Source organism: Dermabacter sp. HSID17554 (genome assembly GCF_003989295.1).
Classification (GTDB): domain Bacteria; phylum Actinomycetota; class Actinomycetes; order Actinomycetales; family Dermabacteraceae; genus Dermabacter; species Dermabacter vaginalis.
In genome coordinates this window covers 434,523-455,062 of sequence record NZ_RBLW01000003.1, presented here as the reverse complement: position 1 = coordinate 455,062, position 20,540 = coordinate 434,523, and the positions used below count along the sequence as shown (strand labels likewise).

Genomic DNA, 20,540 nt, shown 5'->3' with positions numbered 1-20,540 from the left:
TCTTTCGAGGCGGCCATCTCGGTTCATTCCGAGGTGGCTTCCTTATTTAACCGCCGACCACGTTTCGGTAGGGTGAGGCTATGACTATCGTGCGTGAAATCGGGGCCGTGCTCCTCGTGCTTATTTCGTTTGTGGCCACGACCGTGAGCGTTCCCGCGGCGTGGGTGCGCGACCGCATTGTCGATAGGGACGGCTTCTTATCGCTCACGAGCCCCCTCGCGCATGACCTCGATCTGCAAAAGGACCTCGCGAACGAGGCGATGAACCAGGTTGGTGCAGGGCTTCCCATTCCCGCGGGCCTGCGCTCTACGGTTCAGGACACGATTCTGAGTCAAGTCGGGGTCGTGACAGAGACTGAAGCCTACGGGCACATGTGGACCGGAACGATGGGGGACATGCACGATCAGCTCACGAGCGGCGCCACGACCGTGACGGTGCACGCCGACCTCACTCCCGTGTGGGATGCCCTCCTTGCCCCCGTGCAGTCTTTTCTCCCGTTCGATCTCCCCGACGTGGGGCCAACAGTCGTCACCCTCGGAACTTTCAACGCCGGTTGGTTCGAGGTCCTAGAGGCCTGCGCGGTGAACGCCACGCTCTTAACGGTTGTGGGAGTCGCTGCTGGTCTAGGTGCCCTGGCCATCTCGAACGTGCGGCTGCGCACTCTCGTGCTTCTTGGTATCGCGGTGGTTCTCTCGGCGCTCACGTGGATAGCCGTTCTCTATAGCAACAGTCTTTGGGTGCCCGATTCTCTCACCGGGTCTACCGTTGGTGGGCCGGTGGTGCAGCGCGTGCTCGATGCGGCCGCGCACGACGTTTTCGTGCCGGCTGTTATGTGCGCACTCACTGGGCTTGGACTCATCATCGTGGCCGTCACCGGCATGTCGATTGTTGCGGCGCGGCGAGCTTCTGCCCGGCAACAGGTGGTAGCGCCCGCGCCTATCGGGTACCCCGAGCGCTGGTAGAAATGCTCGCCTCTGGGCCTGTACTCTCGCGCGCATAGCCGCGATTGCTCTGATCGTTGTTCTTATCGTCAAATTTAAGATGCACGGTTCGCTTGCGCTTGTGATCGCGGCTCTCGCGGTGGCGCAGAGCGCCTCGCGACGTCGCTTGTGTAGGCGTTCGGTGAGAAGCGAGCACCGCTTGCCATGGCGGTTCTGGGGCTTCTCGCTGGCATTCCGGTGTTCGTCGAAGTGGGCTTCGTGCTGCTCGTGCCGCTCGTATTCGTGGTGGCGAAGAAAGCGGGAATCTCGCGCGTCATCGTGGGTGTTCCCCTCGCGATCTCACTTATGACGGTGCACTGTATTCTTCCGCCTCACCCGGCGGCAACGGCAATCGCGGGTACTCTCGGGGCAGACGTGGGCATGGTCATCATGCTCGGCCTCGTGGTGGCGACTGCTTCGGCGCTCGTCGCGGGCCCGATTTTCGCGCGGTTCGTGCTTCCCGCTCTCGACGTTCGTGCGACAGTTGCAAGTGGCCCCGGTGAGCCCACCATTCCCGGTAACGCTACTGGTGTCTCGTCGGCCGATGCGGCAGTTGTCGAATCGCGACTTACCGACGCAGAAGCGGAGCATTCGCTCCCGGGATTCTGGATCACGCTCCTCACGATTCTTCTCCCGCTCATCATCATGGTGGGCCGCACGGTGCTGCTGATCTTCATCGACGATTCTTCGACGCTCGGGGGAGTGGTGTCCTTCGTGGGGAACCCCATCACCGCGCTCCTCATCTCGGTTCTCTTCTCGTATGTTTCTCTCGGCCTGAGTCGCGGCATGAAGCTCACGAGTATCTCGGAGATCACCGATTCGGCATTCGGACCGATCGGTGGCGTACTGCTCATCATCGGCGCGGGAGGCGGCTTCAACGCGGTACTTGAAGCTTCGGGTATCGCGGAAGCTCTCGCAGACTCGCTCGGTCAACTACCGGTGAGCCCCGTGATCGTCGCGTGGCTCGTTGCCCTCGTGCTGCACTTCGCCGTGGGCTCGGCAACCGTCGCCATGATCAGTGCCGCAGGCATAGTCCTTCCGATGCTGGCGGCGAACCCCGATCTCTCCCCGGAAATTCTTGCGCTCGCGATTGGAGCTGGCGCGATTGGTCTGACTCAGGTCACTGATTCACTGTTCTGGATGTACAAGGAGTACATGCAAATCAGCGTCGCTGATGCTTTCAAGACCCTCACGCTCGGGACGACGATCAGCTCGGTCGTCGCCCTAGGGGCGGTTCTGGCCCTCAGCATTGCTTTCTAATCCTCGCGAGACAACTGTCCGTAAGACCGAACTGTTCAAGGAGACAGATATGACTGACATGACTGACACGATTGCCGGGCGCACACGCGCAGCCTGGATTGACGAGTTCCCGCTCATTAGCGAGTTGGCCGCGATGCGCGAGCTTTCGTGGTTCAACCCGGGTATCGCCGGAACCGCCGAGGAAGGGATCGCCGACGTTGGCCTGACCGAGGCGGATATCCGCGATGCCTCAGCCCGGCTCAAGCGCTTCGCGCCCTACATCCGCTCGGTGTTTCCCGAAACCTCGGTGTCGGCGGGCATTATCGAATCCCCGATTGCGGCGGTCCCGAACCTAGCCGCCGTGATCGGTGAGCGCAAGGGCGCACAGATGCCCGGTTCTATGTGGGCGAAGCTCGATTCCCACCTCCCGATTTCTGGCTCGATCAAGGCGCGTGGCGGCATCTACGAGGTGCTCAAGCACGCCGAAGAGATCGCCCTCAAGCATGAGCTCATCACGCTCGACAGCGACTACAGCGTGCTTGACTCTGATGAGGCACGCGAGGTGTTCGGCCGCTACCGCGTCGCGGTTGGTTCGACCGGCAACCTCGGCCTCTCGATCGGGATCATGAGCGCGAAACTTGGTTTCAAGGCAAGTGTGCACATGTCTTCCGACGCTCGCCAGTGGAAGAAGGACCGCCTTCGCTCGCACGGCGTTGAGGTCGTGGAGTACGAATCGGATTATTCGATTGCTGTGGCGGCAGGTCGCAAGCAGGCGGAAAGTGACGAAACGATTTACTTCGTTGATGATGAGAATTCCAAGAGCTTGTTCCTCGGCTACGCGGTGTCGGGTCATCGGCTCGCTGGTCAGCTGCAGGCGATGGAGGTGCAAGTCGACGCTGATCATCCGCTGTTCGTGTATCTCCCGTGTGGGGTGGGCGGCGGCCCCGGTGGTGTCGCTTTTGGCCTCAAGGTCGAGTTCGGAGATGCTGTGCGCTGTATCTTCACCGAGCCCACGCACTGTCCGTCAATGCTGCTGGGTGTGCACACGGGTGCGCACGAGGCGCTCGCCGTGCAGGACTTCGGGATTGATAACGTGACAGCGGCTGATGGCCTCGCGTGCGGCCGCCCTTCTGGTTTTGTGGGGCAGGCGATGGGCCGGCTTATCGACGGTTTCTATACGGTCGATGATGACGAGATGTACCGTCTCGTCGCTGAGGCAGACAGCGCCGAGGGGCTGAAGATGGAGCCGTCGAGTGCGACGAGCCTCCTTGGGCCCACGCACGTGTTGGCGAATGCCGAGTACCGTGAGCGGATTGGTGTCGACGAGGAAAAGCTCGCGAACGCCACGCACCTGTCGTGGATCACAGGCGGCAACATGGTGCCGGAAGAGGAGATGGCGAGCTACATCGAGAGGGGAAATTCCCTCCTGTAGGGTGCGCGTAAACGCCTGCGGAAGCCCCGAGCGGATGAGCTCGGGGCTTCCTGCTGCTCGAGGGACGTGAGCCGCCGATTCCGGTCACAGGTTGTCATGCGGGGGCGTGCGTCTGAATTGTCGGTGAACAGGTGCTGACATTTCGTTTCCTGCCTTGAGGGAAAGTCACGCGATTGGTTTATTTAAATCGTCTTTAAAAACTCCTGGCGCGAACGCGGCAGGTGCGAATTCGAGGAGGGTAACCATGGCGCGAGTGCGAGGTGCGGCATCCGCAGCGCGTGTGGTGCCGGCTGACCAGCGCACCCCCGCGCTCCTCGTTTCTCCCGAAGAGCAGTGCCTTATATTGCTTCGCGATCACCGCTCGCTTACGGCGAGCGCGATCGCGAGCCGCACCGATCTTTCGCGGCCCACGATCGATGCTGCTCTGCGCTCTCTCGAGACAGCCAACGTTGTCACCTCCGACCTGCGCCCGACCGGAAAAGCAGGTCGACCTGGACGAACTTACACTTTCGTGCCCCGAGACCGAATGGTTGGCGTCGACATTGGTGAGCACGCTATTCGCGCGATCGCTACTGACCGCGCCGGTCGCATCCTGGCACGCCACGAAGCAGATCGCGTGCGCGAGCCTTCGCGCGACACCTTCCTGCGTGACCTCGATGACGTGGTTCGGATCGTGAGTGAGGGCGCCTCGATAGCGGGTGTTGGGCTCGCGGTTCCCGGCATCGTCAAATCGCAAAAGGTCAAGCTTTCGCGTGTGCTGCCCTACCTTAATGATTGGGATTTTCATCGTGAAATTGAATCCCTCATAAACGTGCCGCTTTTTGTGAGTAACGACGTCAAGGCGGCCGCGCTCGGGGAAGCGCGCCTCGGTGCCGGCACGGTGGATTCGTCTCAGGTGACGGTATGGCTCGGGCGTCGTGTGTCGACCGCTGTGACCCTCAACGGCGAGCTTTTCGAAGGTGCCAATGGTGTTGCTGGCGAAATGACGACGGCGGTGGGCACCCAGTGGACTCCTGGATCCGTATGCGGCGACTGGAAATGGCCGGAGGGCAGGAGTCCCCTTGAGACCGCCGAGCGCGCCCACGCGGGCGACACCGAATCCCTTTCGAGTCTGCACGAGTACCTCGAGGCCCTCGCCGACCCCCTATCGCGTCTCGTCGCGATCCTCGATCCAGAGGTGCTCGTTCTCGCGGGCGCTCTGAGCGAGACCTCCGCGCCCCTCGCGGATTTTTTCGCGACCAACCTGAAGGAACGCCTTACGGTGCCCTTCTTGCCGCGGATCAAGCGCTCAGCGCACGGCCGTTATTCAACAGCCGTCGGAGCCCTTTACACCGCGTTCACGAACCCGAGTGCACCCGCACTCGCCCACTGGCATCTGCCCGCGCCCCTGACCCTGACCGCCCCCGACCTTCCGACCGACACCACTATCCACTCGCCCCGCGCACATGCCAGTTGACTGTTGACCCCTCTTTTCTCTCACGACTCAAGGAGCACATCATGACGAAATCCACCATTGCCCGTCGGTCTCTTCTCGCCGCAAGCGGCGCTGCCTTCGCGGCCGCCGCAGCCGGATGCGGCGGTGCCGGAACCGGTAACACTTCGAGTGAGGGTACGAAGAACGAAATCGGTGACGACCCCGAAAAGGTCGAAGGCAGCATTTCCTACGCCTTTTGGGACGTCAACCAGCAGGACATGCTGGAAGAGATGATCAAGGCGTTCAATGAGAAGTACCCGAACGTCAAGGTCAGCCTCCAGATGACCCCGTGGAAGGAGTACTTCGGGAAGCTGCGCACGCAGGTGTCCTCGAAAGCTCTTCCCGACGTGTTCTGGATGACCGGCCCGAACTTCCGCTCCTACGCCGAGAACGGCCAGCTCGCCTCGCTCAAGGGTCTCCAGGATGCCGGCCTGTTCGACCCGAAGAATTACCCCGAGGCGCTCGCTGACATGTACAGCGTCGACGGTGAGCCGTTCGCTGCGCCGAAAGACTTCGACACCGTCGCCATTTGGTACAACAAGAAGCTCTTCGACCAGGCCGGTGTCGCCTACCCCGACGAGACCTGGACGCTCGACACCTACAAGGAAAAGGCCGTCGAACTCGGCGAGAAGCTTCCCGACGATGTCTGGGGCTGCGCCGAGGTGTTCTCGCGCACGGCGTCCTACTACCACTCGATCGCTATCACGGGTGGCTACGTGATTTCGGACGATAAGAAGAAGTCCGGCTATGACGATCCCAAGACCATTGAGGGCGTGAAGTTCTGGCGCGACCTGATCGAGATCGGCGCATCCCCCGACCTTGACTACCTTGCCGAAAACTCCGCTTACGCCATGTTCGAGAGTGGCAAGTGTGCGATGCAGTGGTCGGGCAATTGGCGCGTGCCGGCGATGCTCAAGGCCTCGACCAAGGATGACGTGACCGTCGCGACGCTGCCCGGCGGCGATATCCCGAAGACCGCGGTGCACGGTATCGGTAACTGCATCTCTGCATTCACCAAGAACATGCCCGCCGCGCAGGCTCTCGTCGCCTTCCTCGCCGGTGAAGAGGCCGCAAAGATCAGCGCCGAATCCGGTGCCGCGAACCCGGCCCTCAATGGTACTCAGGAGGGTTACGTCAACGCTCACCCGGAGCTCAACCTTCAGGTGTTCATCGACCAGGCCGAGAACAACGGTGTGTCATTCCCCGTCTCGAAGAACTGCCCGGACTGGCAGGAGCTCGAGGGCGAGTACCTCACGAAGGTCTTCACCGGTGAACTCACTGCCGAGGAAGGCTGCACCGAGCTCGCCAAGGCCATGAACGAGGTTCTCGCAAAGGAGAGCGAGTGAGCTCGATCGACGTTTCGAACGCTGCCGCTGGCGCCGCCTCTGAAGAGATCCATGAGGCGGGCCAGCAGGCCCCGCGGAAGAAGAAGCGCCGCGGAAGCATGAGCGACGGCATCTGGCCGTGGCTCTTCATCGCCCCGACCGTGATCGGCATTGGGCTCATGTACTTCGTGCCGATGATCATGAGCTTCGGCATGTCGCTCACGTCGTGGTCAACGTTCGAGCCCGCGCACTTCGTGGGGCTCGACAACTTCAAGCGCCTTGCCGAGGATCCGCAGCTCCCGCGCGCGTTCCTCAACACGGTGATCTACACGGTCATCATTTTGCTCGCGATCCCGATCTCCGTGCTTTTCGCGGCGCTGCTTGAGCGCCCGGGGCTCAAGGGCGCCGGCATCTACCGCGCCCTGTTCTTCCTGCCGTACATCGCGATGCCCACGGCTATCTCGATGGTGTGGCGCATGATTTTCCACAGCGAAGCCGGCATCGTCAACGTGGTTTTGCGCTTCTTCGGTATCGAAGGCCCACGGTGGATCACGACTGAATGGGTCGCCCTCATCGTCGTCGCGATTGTGGGTCTGTGGATGAGCATCGGTTTCAAAATCATCGTGCTCGGGGCGGGTCTGAAAACGATTCCGCCCGAAGTGTACGAGGCGGCGCAGCTCGATGGCGCGGGAACGTGGCGCCAGTTCTTCTCGATCACGATCCCACTGCTGACTCCGAGCATCTTCTTCCTCACGGTCACGAGCATCATCGGTGGCTTCCAGCTCTTCGATCTCATCTTCGCGGTGCTCGGCGACGCCAACCCCGTCACGAAGAAAACGCTCTCGCTCGTGTACCTGTTCTACCGCGCGGCGTTCCCGGGCGACGACAAGGGCTACGCCTCCGCGATCGCCCTGCTCATCCTCGTGATCGTCGGCATTCTCACGATTGTCCAGTTCCGGGTCCAGAAGAAGTGGGTGAACTATGACTGATTCCCTCGCCCCCGATCTTCCCTTCGACGGCACCAAGGCGAAGAAAAAGAAGAAGCAAAAGCGCAGCAAAGGCCTGCACGGGCACACGTGGGACGCGCACCTGATCCTCGCGATCGGCGCCCTCACGATGCTGTTCCCGTTCCTGTGGCAGATCAAACTCGCGCTCAGCACCCGAGCCGAGGTCGTCGAAATTCCGATGAACCTTTGGCCCGAGAAACTCCGGTGGGAGAACTTCGCGCGTGTCTTCGAGTTCGTGCCGTTCACCGAGCAGATGACCGTCACCGTCAGTTACGCGTTCCTGAGGGTCCTCGCGGAACTCGTGACATGTTCACTCGCCGGATACGCGTTTGCGCGCATGCGCTTTCGCGGCCGCAATGTCATCTTCTTCCTCCTGCTCACGGTTCTCATGGTTCCCGGGCAAATCTTCCTCATCCCGCAGTACCAGATGGTCGACGCGGCGGGGCTTCTCGACAACTTCTTCGCGATCCTCGCCCCGGGCCTCGTGAGTGCCTTCGGCGTGTTCTTCATGATGCAGTACTTCCGCCGCATCCCCGAGGAACTCGTCGACGCCGCGAAGCTCGATGGCTGCAACCCGTGGCAAATGTTCTGGAAGATCATGCTTCCTCTCGCGCGACCGGCGCTGTTCTCCTTCGGCGTGATCACGCTCCTGTCGGCCTGGAACAGTCTCCTGTGGCCACTTGTCGTTATCAACTCGACCGAGAAGTACCCGGTGGCGGTCGGCCTCGCGATGCTCCAGGGCGACCACCTGGTGGGACCCGACTACCCGATGATTATGGCGGCGAGCCTCATGGCCATGGCCCCCGTGTTCATCGCGTTCGCCATCATGCAAAAGAAGGTTATCGAAGGCTTTGCTCTCTCGAGCTTCCGCTAATACCTACGGTTCAGTGTCACTTGAAAGAATGGATAAATGACTCTCCACTCTGAGCCGAACCCGCGCGTGGGCATCGTGGGAACCGGAGGAATCTCCCGTTCCCACGCCCGCGGCTGGCGGGCCCTCGGTGCCGACATCCACGTGTTCAGTAGTCAGGGAGCGGAAGATTTCGCCGCCCAGTTCTCGCCCGTCACGATCCACGACTCGTTCGACAGCCTCCTCGGGGCGGTCGACGTCATTGACGTGTGCACCCCAACCCCTTCGCACCCCGAGTACGTGCACGCTGCGCTCGATCACGGCACGCACGTGCTGTGCGAGAAGCCGCTCGCGCTCACCTCGAGCGAGGCTGAGCGCATGGCGGAACACGCTCGCGAGGCTGGCCTGATTCTTTTCCCCGCGCACGTTGTGCGGTTCTTCCCTCAATACGAGGCGCTTCGCCGTGCCGTCGACTCTGGCCGACTCGGCGATCTTGCTGTTCTTCGCTTCGAGCGCTCCGGTTCGATGCCCGTGCAGCCCTGGTTCGCAGACGAGTCCGTCAGCGGCGGCATCATCATGGACCAGATGATCCACGACATCGACCAGGCGCTGTGGCTCGCGGGCGAGGTGACGAGCGTTTTCGCCACACAGAACATCTCGAGCGGGGATCAGAGCGTGCGCGCCGCTCACGTGATCCTCACCCACGCAAACGGCGCACTCACATTCTGCCGCGGCCTGTGGGGCGCGAAAGGCACAGTCTTCCACTATTCCTTCGACGTCGCGGGAAGCGGCGGCAAGCTCACGTACGATTCGGCAAAGAACACCGGCATCGAATTTGACGCGGTTGCCTCGTCGGGTGAGAGCAAGAGCTACCTTCCGAGCGTCGCCGGGATGCGCGACCCGTATGCGGCTGAGATCGAGGATTTCTGGAATTGTGTGAAGCAGGCGAGCGTCGGAAACCCCGGGCCCGCCCCGCGCGTGAACGGTTCCGACGCCACCCGCGCCATCGCCGTTGCCGAGGCCGCCCGCGAATCCATCCGTACCGGCGAAAGGATCGTGCTGTGAACGCGACCGACCCCACCCTTGCGGGCCGCGCCCTCCGCGTGGCCGTGCTGAGCGCCGCCCACGTCCACGCTGCCTCCTACGTGCGTTTGTTGGAAAGCCGCGCCGACATCGAGGTCGTTCTTGCCGACCCGGATGGCTACGGCGACGTTTCCGCGAATCGCACGCTCTCCTCGATCGAGGAAGCTTGGACCGCCTTTGACGGCGAAGCGCCCGATGCCGTCGTCGTGTGCAGTGAAAACGCCGGCCATAAAGACCTGGTGCTTGAGGCGGCGCGTCGCGGCATTCACGTGCTGTGCGAGAAGCCGCTCGCGACAACCGTTGAGGACGCCGAGGCGATGGTCGACGCCTGCGCGAACGCCTCACTCGTGCTTATGACGGCCTTCCCCGTGCATTTTTCGCCCCAGGTTGCTGCGCTTCGCCAGGCCGTCGAAAACGGCAGCCTCGGCGAGATCATCGCGCTCGCGGGCGCCAACAACGGCAAGCTTCCCGCAGGTCGCGAGTGGTTCACCGACCCGGAAGCTGCCGGTGGCGGGGCCCTCGTCGACCACGTGGTACATCTCGCCGAAATTCTCGATTCGCTCTTCGGTGAACCCGAATCCGTGTACGCGGTCGCGAACGGCGTGCTGTACGGCCACACGAACGACGGTGATGCCGAGACCGGCGGTCTCGTGACACTTCGCTACGCGAACGAACTCATCGCGACGATCGACTGCTCGTGGTCGCAGCCCGCCGAAGCCCCCACGTGGGGAGGCCTGAAACTGCACGTGGCCGGCACGGGCGGCCAGCTCGACATCGATGCGTTCTCGCAACGCGTCGAAGGCCCCGGGCAGTGGCACCCCTTCGGACTCAACCTCGATGCGCTCCTTCTCGACGCCTTCCTTGAAGCCGTGCGCAGCGGCGAGGGCCAAGAGCCGTCGGGCGCCGTTGGCGCGCGCACAGTGCGGGTCGTGAACGCTGCGCAGGAGTCGGTGCGCACGGGAAGGCCGGTGCCACTGCGCTGACGAGGCGGTCGCCTGGCGGTAGAAACTATTGCGGAGCCGCTGCGTACCGGAAGGTTCGTACGACGAAGCCCAGGCCTTCTGACCTGGGCTTTCGTTGTGCCCCCGAGACGATTCGAACGTCCGACACCCGCTTTAGGAGAGCGGTGCTCTATCCCCTGAGCTACGAGGGCAATCGAAAGTCGCATGCTTCGCGCTTTCGAGCCCTTCCACTCTAGCGGCGATCGCCGCAGCCTCAAAGTTCCAAGCGGTGCGCGGAAGCGGATGTCACGCGAGGCGGCGCGGGTGGGAGGATGGAGGCATGGAAGCTTTCGAGGTGACAGGCGCGGCGATCGTGCTTGCCGGCGGCCGTGGCTCGCGCATGGGCGGCGTTGATAAACCCACTCTCGAGGTCGAGGAGCGGTCCATGCGCGCGAGCGTGCTGTTGGCGGCGCGTTCGGCGCTCGGCGAAGGGGCGCCTCTCGTTCTCGTGGGGGAGCGGGGCGCGGACGTGCAGAGCATCGGTGCGGTGTGCGTGCGGGAGGAGCCACCCTTTTCCGGCCCGGTTGCGGGGCTCGCGCGTGGACTGGCCGAGTTGGAGCGGCTCGGGAGCACTAATGAGGTGGTACTTGTGCTTGGCGGCGACATGCCATGGCTCGAGCCGCGAGTGCTCGGCGCTCTCGTGCATGCGTGCGCGGAAGCACCCGGAAAAGTTGCGGGGGCCGTGGATGCGGGCGGGCGTCGGCAATTCCTGTGCGCCGCGTGGCCATACGCGGTGCTTGCGCGCGCGCTTTCGCACGTTGCAGGGGAGGGGGGCTCTCTCGCAGGGGCGAGCGCGAAATCCCTCTATCGCGCTCTCGGCGAGTTGACGCCCGAGCCCGTCCAGCCGGCGTGGCTTGACGTTGGTACGCTTGCAGGCGCGAGCGGACTAGCGCCGGAGCTTGTGGCGCGCTCGCTCAGCGATATTGATTCACCCGAGCAGCTCGAGCAGGCCCGCTCGCGCCGCTGAGTGCCGGTGTTTGTGAAAGGACTTTCATGCGCGCGCTATCACGCCCCGTTTCTCGCTTTTTTACCCTCGTGTGTGCGGCCCTTGCCGCGATGATGATTCTCGCGGCGCCCGCTCTCGCGCACGACCGACTCGTGGGGTCGACGCCGGCGGATGGCGCCGAGATCCTCCAGGGAGAGGCTCGCACCATCACGCTCGAGTTTTCCGCGGAGCCGCTCAAACTTGGCAACGAGGTGCGCGCAAAGGATTCTGCCGGAAGGGTTCTGTTTGAGGGGGAACCCCAGGTTGATGGTCACGAGGTTCGTGTCGAGCTCGACCAGCTCCCGGCTCCCGGCGACATGACCCTCGAATGGCGGGTCGTGAGTTCCGACGGCCACCCGATTTCGGGCACGCTGACCTACGCGGTCACTGAGGACCCGACCAACCCCACCGAGGAAGCGGGAAGCTCCGCCACGGAAGAGAGTGCCGGCGAAGGGGCCGACGGTGGCTCGGCTTCCGGTGACTCCGGCAAGAGCGGCGATGCTGCCGATCAGGGCGATAAGAAGGACGACGAACGGGCCGAGGCGACCCCGACGTCTGTCGAGTCACCCGACAAAGTCGTCGATGAGCAGAAGTCGTTCAACTGGGCGCTGTGGATCCCGGTGATTGTGGTGGCGCTGCTCGCGATCGCCGTGGCTATTTGGCTTCTGCGAAAGAACGACGACGACTAACTCGCTCTTAACTGGATTGCATAGGGGTTGTGGGGGTAATGGTGCGCTAAACCCGTGAGGTTCCGTGAGGCGGGGCGTTGGGTCCGTCCGGTTTCGTGAGGTTTCGGCTGGAGCCGTCGGGCGTCACGAGGCAGTGGGGCCGTCCGGCTTCGTGAGGCGCCTCCCAAACCCCCGCAAACCCTATGCAATCCACGGGGTTCCGGGGTGGTTCCCATAAATCTCGGCGGACCAAACCCCCACAACCTCTATGGAATGCGAGAAGAGGCGCTCCCGAAACGGGGAGCGCCTCTTCGGTGCTAACGCCGTGGCGCTAGCGACGAGTCAATGGTGATCAGCCGTGGAACTTGTCGAAAGCGTCCTTGCCCTTCTCGGCACCGCCAGCGATCTTGTCGCCGAGCTGGTCGGGAGCGACGTCCTGAGCCTTCTCGCTTGCCTTATCGATCGCGCCGTCAACCTGAGCGTCGTGCTCCTTGGCGAAATCCTTGACCTTGTCTTCGTTCTGTTCGAACGCGCCCTTGGCCTTGTTCAGTGCGTCATCGAATCCCATGTCAAGTCCTTTCCTAGAGTCTCAACTGCGTGAGCCTCCCTTGTGGAAGCTACGACGAAAACGCTAGGGAAGAAACCTGGAGAGTTCGTGAACGTCGTCAGAGAGAGTGCGCGAGGGTAAAAATGCGGTAAGGAGCGGCGCGCCACATGCCCGCCTCAGCGCCTCAGCGCCTCACCTCGGATACCGTGGGAAGGTGAGTTGGTTTGGACGTTCAAAACGCGCGAAATCTCAGGGCAGTAAGAAGGCCGAGGATGACGCGCTGACTGCACGCGCGCGCGAAAGTCACGCGTGGGTGGGAAACTCTGCGACCCCCGAAAGGGGCGAATCCACGGAGGGCACGGAGAAAGCGCCCGCCGAAGGCGGCTCAAGCGCCATTGAGGAGCCCACGCTCGAGATTCGCGACCCGCGCGCCTCGAAGAGCACCCCTCATGAGTACGCCGAAAGCAGTATCGACGACACGGGTGCGCACGTCTTCACGCCCGCGGACTTCGAGAATGACCCCGACGAAACCGATCTTCAGGGTGCCCTCTCGCGCGTGCTCGTGACCGAAGCCACCCGCGAAGAGCGCATCGAAGAGTCGCTCGCAACCTGGCGCACCGCACTCGCTTCTCTCGCCGGTGAACACGACTTCCTTACGGACATGCGCTCCGGTGTTTTCCTCGATCTCACGAACTCGCACCCGCAGGGACTCGCACACCTGTTTGCGAGTCGTGGATCCACGAGACTTTCTTCGCTCGTGCGCGAAGAGGCCTCCCTTGAACGCGCCCGCGAAGCCGCTTTCGAGATTCGCGAAAGCGCTCTTGCCCACGCAGAGAACCGCGGCCTCACAACATGTCACCTGGCGATCGGCGAGGCCACGTGGACCGATCTTTCGGGAGAGCCCGTACACGCCCCGCTCCTCCTGCGCCCCCTCAACCTCCATGTGCGCGGTGGTGCACGCGAGGACATCGACATCGATCTCGACGCCGCAGTTGACCTCAACCCGGTTGTGCTCAGAGCCCTTCGCGACGAAGGAGTGCTCATCGACGCGCGCGCTCTGCTTGAACTCACCGACTCCCACCATGGCTTTGACCCACAGCCGGTTCTCGACGCCTTCCGCTCGCTCGGCGAGCCGCTTCCCGGATTCCGCGTTTCCCACGCGCTCGTGGTGGGCAACCTCGTGGATGCCTCGGGCCCGATGCTCGAGGACTTCGACGTCCCCGCGACCGACCTCGCGGATTTGCCGATCATCGGGGCGCTCGCGGGCGATGAGGAGTCCCGCGAAGAACTCGACGCGGAGGCGTTCACGTCGCACGAAGTACCCGAGCAGGTCGCAAGCGCCGACCCGGACGCACGCCTCATTGCCGAGAACCTCCAGGATCGTCCCGCACTCGTCGTTCACGGCGCCCCGGGCCGCCCCCTTGCGCGCACGGTTGTGGCGTTCGCCGCCGAGCAGGTTGCGGCAGGTAAGCGCGTGCTCCTTGTGTCGCAGAGCTCGAGTCGCCTCGCCGAACTCCAGCGGGCGGTCCAGGAGGCGGGCCTCGACGATATCCTCCTGAGCCTCGTGCCGGACCCTCATCTGCAGCGGGAGGCGAGCCGGTCGATGCTGCTTTCCCTCGCGAAGGCCAGTTCGTTCGTGCCTCCCGTGAGTCTCGCGGAACCCGAAGGTTTGGCGGAGGCGCGCGATGTGCTCACGGGCCACGTAGAAGCCATGCACCGCGTGCAGGAACCGTGGGGCGTGAGCGCCCACGAAGCGATCAACGAACTTGCCGATCTTGCGCGGCGCCGCCCGGCTCCGCGCACCGGTGTGCGCCTCACTCCGAACGTCGCCCAAGCGATTCTCCGTAACCGCGCGCGCTACGAGCAGCTCATGCGCGAGGCTGTCGCCTCTGGTGCCCTCACGATGGTTCCCGAGGACACCCCGTGGTACGGAGCGTCCATCACGAGCGAGCACCAGGCGAAGCGTGCGCTTGAACTCGTGACCGAGCTCGATGAGGCCTCGCTTCCGCAGCTCATGGAGCACGCTGAGGCTCTCGGCGCACCGTGCAACCTCGAAAAAGCCCGAAGCTTTGCGGAGCTGCGCCACACGGTGCGTGTGCTCGATGCCATGCGCTCCCTCTTCGCTCATGTGCGCCCCGAGCTTTTCAACGAGAAGATCGACAGGCTTCTCGCGGCTGTCTCCGACAAGGCCTACCGTGAAGAGCACGGCGCGGCCATGGGCTTTGGAGAGCGCCGCCGCTGGAAGAAGCTTGCAAAGTCGATGCTGCAACCGTCGGAAAGCACGGAGAATCTCCGCGCACATCTCCTGGCTGCGCAGGACATCCATCGCCAGTGGGAAGCCATTGCGACGGATTCGGGCCTGACGCCCGTCGTGCCGAAGTCCCTCGGTGAGGTCGAGGCGCTCGTGGGAAGCACGCAAAAGAGCCTCGACGAACTGCAGGTTCTCCTCGCCGGGACCGAGAAGGGAACGGACTTCGACAACACCGAGCTCGGTGCGCTTCACGAGCGTATGAAGGGCCTGCATGCGCAAAGCGAAGTGCTCGACGTGCTCCCGCGGCGCACGAAGGTCATGCGCGAGCTCGAGTTTGAGGGCTTTGCCGCTCTCCTTCGCGACATTCGCGGCCCGGAGATCACCGCTCAGCTCGCCGTTGACGAGTTGAACCTCGCGTGGTGGGTGAGCGTGCTCGAGTTCATCGCCCGTGCCGAGCCGACCCTTTCGCAATACGACGGAACGAAGCTCTCCCAGGTCGCCGAACGTTACCGACGCCTCGACGAGCAGCATCTCAAGACTGGCCGTTTCCGCGTGCGTAAGCACGTGGATGAACTGCTCGTGGAGACCATGAAGCGTTTCCCCGAGACTTCCCGTAGCGCGATCATTGAACTCAATACTCCCGGAACGATGAGCGTGCGTGACACCGCCGCGAAATACCAGGACATCATGTTTCGCGCACGGCCCCTGTGGCTCGCCTCGCCGTTCATGGTGCCGCAAATGATTCCCGCCGGCCGCCACTTTGATCTTGTGATCCTTGCGGATGCCGCTCGCCTTCCCACGGCCGCGGCGATTCCCGCACTCTCACGTGCGCGTCAGGCCGTCATTGTTGGTGACCCCTTCGACTTCGTGGATGGCGATGACGTGCGCGCTCACCACTCGGGCATGGCCCGCCTGCTCGATGAGGCGAGCCAGGTCGCGCCTGTGTTGCGGCTCGTGCGCGACACCCACCCCGCAACCGGTGGTGTGCGGCGCTTCGTCGAGAACCGCGCGAAAGCTCTTGACACGGGTTGGGGTGCGCTTCTCGCCCCGCCGAGCCCCGAACACATTGATGAGGACACCTTCATCTATGTTCCCGACGGTCGAGGCCCCGTGCACCACGGTGCCGAGTTCGTGGAGTCAACCGATGCCGAATTGCGCCGCGTGACCGACCTCGTGATCTACCACGCGCGGCACAACCCCGAGCGTTCCCTTGCGGTCGTCACCCTGACGCCGAGTCACGCGAAGGCCGTTCACGACTCGGTCATGCGGTCTGTGAGCCGACTTCCCGACCTCCACGATTTCTTCAATCCCGAACGCGAGGAATTCTTCACGGTGGTGCCGGCACAAGCGGCAACCGCGGTTGTTCGCGACGACGTGATCGTGTCGCTCGGCTTCGGCCTCACCCCGCACGATCGCCTCTTGCACCGCTTCGGCCCGCTTTCGACCGATGCCGGTCGGCGTGCCCTCCTCACGCTCCTCACTCGCGCGCGTTTCCACACGAGTGTCGTGAGCGCCGTTCGCAGCAGCGACCTCGAGATCGATAGGCTCCGCACCGACGGCGCCCGTGACTTGCGGCTTTTGCTCGAATTCCTCGAAGCGGGCTTCTCGCAGAACGTGCTTGAGAGCGCGGATGTGGCTGAACGGGAGGAAGCGTCGGAACCCACCGAGGTGACGGAGGGTGCCGACGCCACGGCGGCCGAAGGCGAGGCGCCGGAGAGTGTCGAGGCGAGCGAGAGCGTCGAAGGTGCTGAGGATTCCTCCAAGGATGATGCCGAGAGCACTGAGCCCGAAAGCGAGAGCGCGCCCGAAGAAGGCTCCGACTCGCGAGAGGCGCCCGAGATCCCCGATAGCTCCGAGGCTCTCGTTGCCGACCTTGCCGATCGCCTGTGGCGCGCCGGTTACACGATCGAACTCGATTACGGGCTCTCAACCGAACGTGTGGAACTCGCGATCGCCCACCCCGAGCTTCCCGGTCGCTACCTCGTAGCCGTGGCGACCGATGGGCCGCGCTACCGTGAGATCACGGACCAACGCGAGCGTGACCGCTTGAGCATCGAGCGCCTCGAGGCCGCGGGCTGGGCCGTGGAACGCGTGTGGTCGTGGGCGCTGTTCATCGATCCCGAAGGTGAAGCCGAGCGCGTGATCAAGAGTGTTGAGCGTGCCTATCACGACTATCTCGAGCAGCAGGACCTCAAGATTGGTCGCGGAACTGCCCGCCACCGTCTGCCGAAGCCGAAGATCCCCGCCGGTCACCCGCTGAGCTTCTACGGGCCGGATGATTTCGACCAGGTCGTTGCCTATATCTGCTCGGATGGTCAGGCCAGGCTTTCGGAGCAGCTTGCCTCGGAGGTGCGAGACTTTCTCGCCTTCACCGAGCGCAGCGTGCTCCTTGACGTGTCAGTTTCAGCAGCGATCCGGCGTTACCTCGCAAAGCAAAGCGAGGGGGAGGCGCGGTGAGTGACAAGAAGCCCGCGCGGCGCCCCATCGTCTCCTCGCGCACGGGGAAACCGATCGAGGTCACGCCACCGAAAGAGCGCGTGATTCCGTCGCGCGCGAAGGCCGACCGCGGTGACGACTCGAACGACGAACGCCTCATGCGGGACGTCCCGCCGCACTGGGGCCGCTGAAAAAGGAGGCGGAAGCGCGATGGCGCATCTCAACGATCTCACCGTGACCGTGATCGGTGCGGGGAACATGGGCGGCGCTGTCGCGCGTGCCATCCGTAAGGCCGGCGTCGGCGCCGAGAGGCTCGTTCTCCTCAACTCGAGTGAGGAATCCACGGCGAAGGCTGCACGGGGGATTGACGCTGCGAGTGCGTTTGAGAAATACGGTTCCGACGCCACCCTCGCGTCTGCCGTTGCCGAATCTCACGTCATTGTGCTCGGCTTCAAGCCCTACCACCTCCAGGCCATGGCACCGAAGATCGCCCCGCACGTGCAGGAGGGGGCGCTGATCGTGTCGCTTCTCGCGGGGGCGAGCCTCGAAACGCTGAGCGAAGCATTTAACGGCCACACAGCACTCGTGCGCGCCATGCCGAACACTCCTATCGCCGTTGGCAAAGGCGTGGTGGGGCTCATGCCCGGCGAACAGACGAGCGAGAGTGAGCGTGAACTCGCCCGCGCTCTTTTCGCGCAGTCCGCGACCGTCGTCGACATTCCCGAGCATCAGGTCCACGGCGTGATCGGCGCCGCGGGAAGTGCGCCCGCCTATTTCTTCCTCATCGCCGAAGCCATGATCGATGAGGCCGTCGCCCAGGGCTTCACCCGCGCCGTGGCGACTGACCTGGTCGTTGGCACCATGGTGGGCAGCGCAAGTGTGCTGCATGAAGCAGGAGAGGCACCCACGAGCGCTCGCTACGCCGTGACCTCGCCTGGAGGCGCGACCGCGCAGGCCATCGCCGCACTTGAAGAGGGCGGGATCCGTGCGCTCATGGCCCGCGGCATGCGGGCGGCTGCAGAAACGTCGCGAAAAATGGAGGAGCGCTAAGGGCGCAGCAAGCGTCGGAACCCTCGCCCCGAAAACACCGCGCTACGGGCGGTTGGAGAAGCGTTCGATGAGATCCGTGTGACCCGACACGATGAGGGTGTCGTGCGAGGAGACGACCGTGTCCGGCTCCGCGTAGGTGAAGTCGCGGCCGGGGGACTTCACGCCCACGACCGTCACGCCGTATTTGGTGCGGATATCGGATTCGCCAAGGGAGAAGCCTTGGATTTCGCGCGGGGGGTGCATCTTCACGATCGCCCACCCGTCGTCGAACTCGATGTAGTCGAGAAGGCGGCCATTGACAAGGTGCGCGACCCGCTGGCCCGCGTCTTTTTCGGGGAACACAACGTGGTGCGCGCCGATGCGCTCGAGAATCTTGCCGTGGGCAACCGAGATGGCTTTCGCCCAGATGACGGGGCCCGCGAGGTCCACGAGATTCGCGGTAATCAGCACGCTCGCCTCGATTGACGTGCCCACGCCAACGACGGCGACATCGAAGTGAGAAGCCCCCACTTGGTTGAGCGCTTCGATATTCGTGGCGTCCGCTTCAACGACGTGAGTGAGCTTGCCCGAAAAGTCCTGGACGAGATCAGCGCGTTTATCGATCGCGAGCACATTCGTGCCGAGCGATTCAAGGTTGAGGGCCATGGACGCCCCAAAACGACCGAGGCCGATGATGAGGACGCTGCGGCCGAAGGAGCGGGAGTTTGCCATGTGTTCCAGCCTACCGGACTTAGCCGACCACGGGCCGCTCTTCGGGCAGGTGAATGACCCTGCGGCGGCTACGCAAAGCGAGAGCCGCGCCGAGGGTCATGGGGCCGATGCGGCCCACGTACATGCACACGATGATGACGTACTTCGCGGCAAGGCTGAGATCACTCGTGATGCCCGTGGAGAGGCCCACGGTTCCATACGCGCTGAGGACTTCGAACAGCACGCGGTCGAGTGGGTAGTTGGTGAGGCGAAGCATGACCCAGGTGGCGATCGCGACGAAGAGCACGCTGATGACGAGCACGGCGATGGCTTGGCGGATGGTGTCGTAGGGGATGCTGCGGCTAAAGATTTCGATGTCGCGATCACCCCTCGCTTCCGCGACGATGGAGAGCACGAGCAGAGCGAACGTGGTGACTTTGATGCCGCCACCAGTGGATCCCGAGCCGCCGCCAATGAACATGAGAAGGTCCATGATCAGCCACGTGTCGGTGTTCATCGCGCCGATATCGAGGGTGGAGAAGCCGCCGGAGCGGGTCATGACGCTCGCGAATGTTGACGACAGCAGTTTCGTGTCGAAGCCGTGCCCGCCGAGGGTGGCGGGGTTGCTCCACTCGGAGAGGAGAATGGCGATTGAGCCGGCGACGAGGAGGATGCTCGAGGTCCAAATCGTCAACTTCGCATGGAGACTCCAGTGCTCGGGCGTGCGCCAATTTTGTACGAGCACGAGGATGACCGGGAAGCCGAGCGCGCCGACGAACACGGAGGTGGCGATGGGGATGGAAAACCACGGGTCACCGAGATAGCGTTCGATGCCGCCCACCTCGGGGATGAAGCCCGCGTTGTTGAACGCCGAGACTGCGTAGAACACGGAGTTGAAGAGAGCGTACTTGAGGGTCGCTTCGTGTCGCATGAGGAAGGGGACGAGGGCGATAAACGTCGCGACCTCGAAACCTGTTGACGTGAGCACGATCGTGCGAAGCACACCGCCAACTTCGCTCAGCTTCGCAGCTTTGGTTTCCCGTGCCGTCACGATGCGTTGGGCGAGACCCATGTGCCGCATCACACTGAGGCCGAGGAGTGAGGCGAGCGTGAGAACGCCGAGGCCGCCCACTTTGATCGCGACCATGAGCACGACGAGACCAAAGGTCGACCAGTGGGTTTGCGTGGGTACGGTCACGAGGCCCGTCACGCACATGGCGCTCACGGCCGTGAAAAGTGCGTCGACGAAGCGGGTGCGCTGGCCTGAAACGCTCGAGATAGGTAGCTCAAGGATGAGCGTGAACAGCAAAATCATCGCCGTGAACACGAATAGTGCGAGGCGCGCGGGGGAGGTGCGGGCCGCTTCGCGTACGAGACGCGAAATGAAGGAAGCGACCGCGTTGAGGCGGCGCCGTGGTTTTTGGTGGGCAATGGTGGGTGCTCCCACGGGGCCTCCTTTCGACGCGGGTGGTACGGCCTCGTTCACTCTATTCCCTTTGGGCGGATCGGGGTATTTTGCATG

The 20,540-nt window shown here is 63.4% G+C and carries 16 protein-coding genes, 1 tRNA gene and 1 pseudogene; 14 read left to right on the top strand and 4 right to left on the bottom strand.

The window, feature by feature from the left end:
* The first annotated feature begins 80 nt into the window (after positions 1-80).
* From D8M36_RS07735 to D8M36_RS07695, 9 genes and pseudogenes are all read left to right on the top strand, one after another.
* Positions 81-962: a hypothetical protein gene (locus D8M36_RS07735; RefSeq protein ID WP_126847951.1), complete on the top strand. Its 882-nt coding sequence runs from the start codon at positions 81-83 to the stop codon at positions 960-962.
* A gap of 168 nt (positions 963-1,130) precedes the next feature.
* Positions 1,131-2,240: pseudogene (locus tag D8M36_RS07730) on the top strand (GntT/GntP/DsdX family permease); the annotation flags it as partial.
* Between the two features lie 49 nt (positions 2,241-2,289).
* Positions 2,290-3,651 carry a D-serine ammonia-lyase gene (locus D8M36_RS07725; protein WP_238638419.1) on the top strand — a complete coding sequence of 454 codons (1,362 nt, stop codon included), beginning with the start codon at positions 2,290-2,292 and terminating at the stop codon, positions 3,649-3,651.
* A gap of 244 nt (positions 3,652-3,895) precedes the next feature.
* Positions 3,896-5,107, top strand: a complete 1,212-nt coding sequence (locus tag D8M36_RS07720; RefSeq protein ID WP_126847949.1) for an ROK family transcriptional regulator — start codon at positions 3,896-3,898, stop codon at positions 5,105-5,107.
* A gap of 41 nt (positions 5,108-5,148) precedes the next feature.
* Positions 5,149-6,471, top strand: coding sequence for an ABC transporter substrate-binding protein (locus tag D8M36_RS07715; protein ID WP_126847947.1), 1,323 nt, complete (start codon positions 5,149-5,151; stop codon positions 6,469-6,471).
* Complete coding sequence (locus D8M36_RS07710; protein ID WP_126847945.1) at positions 6,468-7,439, top strand: carbohydrate ABC transporter permease; 972 nt, start codon at positions 6,468-6,470, stop codon at positions 7,437-7,439. The genes D8M36_RS07715 and D8M36_RS07710 overlap by 4 nt, the downstream gene beginning before the upstream one ends.
* Positions 7,432-8,331, top strand: coding sequence for a carbohydrate ABC transporter permease (locus D8M36_RS07705; protein ID WP_126847944.1), 900 nt, complete (start codon positions 7,432-7,434; stop codon positions 8,329-8,331). Before D8M36_RS07710 ends, D8M36_RS07705 begins: the two co-directional genes overlap by 8 nt.
* Before the next feature lie 36 nt (positions 8,332-8,367).
* A complete protein-coding gene (locus D8M36_RS07700) occupies positions 8,368-9,372 on the top strand; it encodes a Gfo/Idh/MocA family protein (RefSeq protein WP_126847942.1) in 1,005 nt (334 codons plus the stop codon).
* Positions 9,369-10,373, top strand: coding sequence for a Gfo/Idh/MocA family protein (locus D8M36_RS07695; protein ID WP_126847940.1), 1,005 nt, complete (start codon positions 9,369-9,371; stop codon positions 10,371-10,373). Before D8M36_RS07700 ends, D8M36_RS07695 begins: the two co-directional genes overlap by 4 nt.
* A gap of 97 nt (positions 10,374-10,470) precedes the next feature.
* Here D8M36_RS07695 and D8M36_RS07690 read toward each other — a convergent pair.
* A tRNA-Arg gene (locus D8M36_RS07690) sits at positions 10,471-10,543 on the bottom strand.
* Between the two features lie 128 nt (positions 10,544-10,671).
* Here D8M36_RS07690 and mobA point away from each other — a divergent pair.
* Together mobA and D8M36_RS07680 are read left to right on the top strand one after the other, a co-directional pair.
* Positions 10,672-11,358, top strand: coding sequence for a molybdenum cofactor guanylyltransferase (mobA, locus tag D8M36_RS07685; RefSeq protein ID WP_126847939.1), 687 nt, complete (start codon positions 10,672-10,674; stop codon positions 11,356-11,358).
* 26 nt (positions 11,359-11,384) lie between these two features.
* Positions 11,385-12,065 carry a copper resistance CopC family protein gene (locus D8M36_RS07680; protein ID WP_126847937.1) on the top strand — a complete coding sequence of 227 codons (681 nt, stop codon included), beginning with the start codon at positions 11,385-11,387 and terminating at the stop codon, positions 12,063-12,065.
* 331 nt (positions 12,066-12,396) lie between these two features.
* On the opposite strand, the gene D8M36_RS07675 is transcribed toward D8M36_RS07680, so the two are convergent.
* Positions 12,397-12,612 (bottom strand): Rv0909 family putative TA system antitoxin, encoded by a 216-nt coding sequence (locus D8M36_RS07675; protein ID WP_065247331.1) that lies wholly within the window; start codon positions 12,610-12,612, stop codon positions 12,397-12,399.
* Between the two features lie 193 nt (positions 12,613-12,805).
* Here D8M36_RS07675 and D8M36_RS07670 point away from each other — a divergent pair, with 193 nt between their 5' ends.
* From D8M36_RS07670 to proC, 3 genes are read left to right on the top strand one after another with little or no spacing between them, the layout of a single operon-like run.
* Positions 12,806-17,299, top strand: coding sequence for a DUF4011 domain-containing protein (locus tag D8M36_RS07670; protein WP_126847935.1), 4,494 nt, complete (start codon positions 12,806-12,808; stop codon positions 17,297-17,299).
* Positions 17,296-17,469 (top strand): hypothetical protein, encoded by a 174-nt coding sequence (locus D8M36_RS10155; protein ID WP_164497579.1) that lies wholly within the window; start codon positions 17,296-17,298, stop codon positions 17,467-17,469. Before D8M36_RS07670 ends, D8M36_RS10155 begins: the two co-directional genes overlap by 4 nt.
* 19 nt (positions 17,470-17,488) lie before the next feature.
* Positions 17,489-18,328, top strand: a complete 840-nt coding sequence (gene proC, locus D8M36_RS07665) for a pyrroline-5-carboxylate reductase (RefSeq protein WP_126847933.1) — start codon at positions 17,489-17,491, stop codon at positions 18,326-18,328.
* Between the two features lie 42 nt (positions 18,329-18,370).
* On the opposite strand, the gene D8M36_RS07660 is transcribed toward proC, so the two are convergent.
* Both D8M36_RS07660 and D8M36_RS07655 read right to left on the bottom strand, forming a co-directional pair.
* Positions 18,371-19,039 carry a potassium channel family protein gene (locus D8M36_RS07660; protein WP_065247333.1) on the bottom strand — a complete coding sequence of 223 codons (669 nt, stop codon included), beginning with the start codon at positions 19,037-19,039 and terminating at the stop codon, positions 18,371-18,373.
* A gap of 19 nt (positions 19,040-19,058) precedes the next feature.
* Positions 19,059-20,465, bottom strand: coding sequence for a TrkH family potassium uptake protein (locus tag D8M36_RS07655; protein WP_126847931.1), 1,407 nt, complete (start codon positions 20,463-20,465; stop codon positions 19,059-19,061).
* Positions 20,466-20,540: the final 75 nt, after the last annotated feature.

What these genes read in the sequence shown, in the direction of transcription:
- D8M36_RS07735 (WP_126847951.1), top strand. Translation starts at nt 81, where the DNA reads ATGACTATCGTGCGTGAAATCGGGGCCGTGCTCCTCGTGCTTATTTCG.
- D8M36_RS07725 (WP_238638419.1), top strand. Translation starts at nt 2,290, where the DNA reads ATGACTGACATGACTGACACGATTGCCGGGCGCACACGCGCAGCCTGG.
- D8M36_RS07720 (WP_126847949.1), top strand. Translation starts at nt 3,896, where the DNA reads ATGGCGCGAGTGCGAGGTGCGGCATCCGCAGCGCGTGTGGTGCCGGCT.
- D8M36_RS07715 (WP_126847947.1), top strand. Translation starts at nt 5,149, where the DNA reads ATGACGAAATCCACCATTGCCCGTCGGTCTCTTCTCGCCGCAAGCGGC.
- D8M36_RS07705 (WP_126847944.1), top strand. Translation starts at nt 7,432, where the DNA reads ATGACTGATTCCCTCGCCCCCGATCTTCCCTTCGACGGCACCAAGGCG.
- D8M36_RS07700 (WP_126847942.1), top strand. Translation starts at nt 8,368, where the DNA reads ATGACTCTCCACTCTGAGCCGAACCCGCGCGTGGGCATCGTGGGAACC.
- mobA (WP_126847939.1), top strand. Translation starts at nt 10,672, where the DNA reads ATGGAAGCTTTCGAGGTGACAGGCGCGGCGATCGTGCTTGCCGGCGGC.
- D8M36_RS07680 (WP_126847937.1), top strand. Translation starts at nt 11,385, where the DNA reads ATGCGCGCGCTATCACGCCCCGTTTCTCGCTTTTTTACCCTCGTGTGT.
- D8M36_RS07675 (WP_065247331.1), bottom strand. Translation starts at nt 12,612, where the DNA reads ATGGGATTCGATGACGCACTGAACAAGGCCAAGGGCGCGTTCGAACAG.
- proC (WP_126847933.1), top strand. Translation starts at nt 17,489, where the DNA reads ATGGCGCATCTCAACGATCTCACCGTGACCGTGATCGGTGCGGGGAAC.
- D8M36_RS07660 (WP_065247333.1), bottom strand. Translation starts at nt 19,039, where the DNA reads ATGGCAAACTCCCGCTCCTTCGGCCGCAGCGTCCTCATCATCGGCCTC.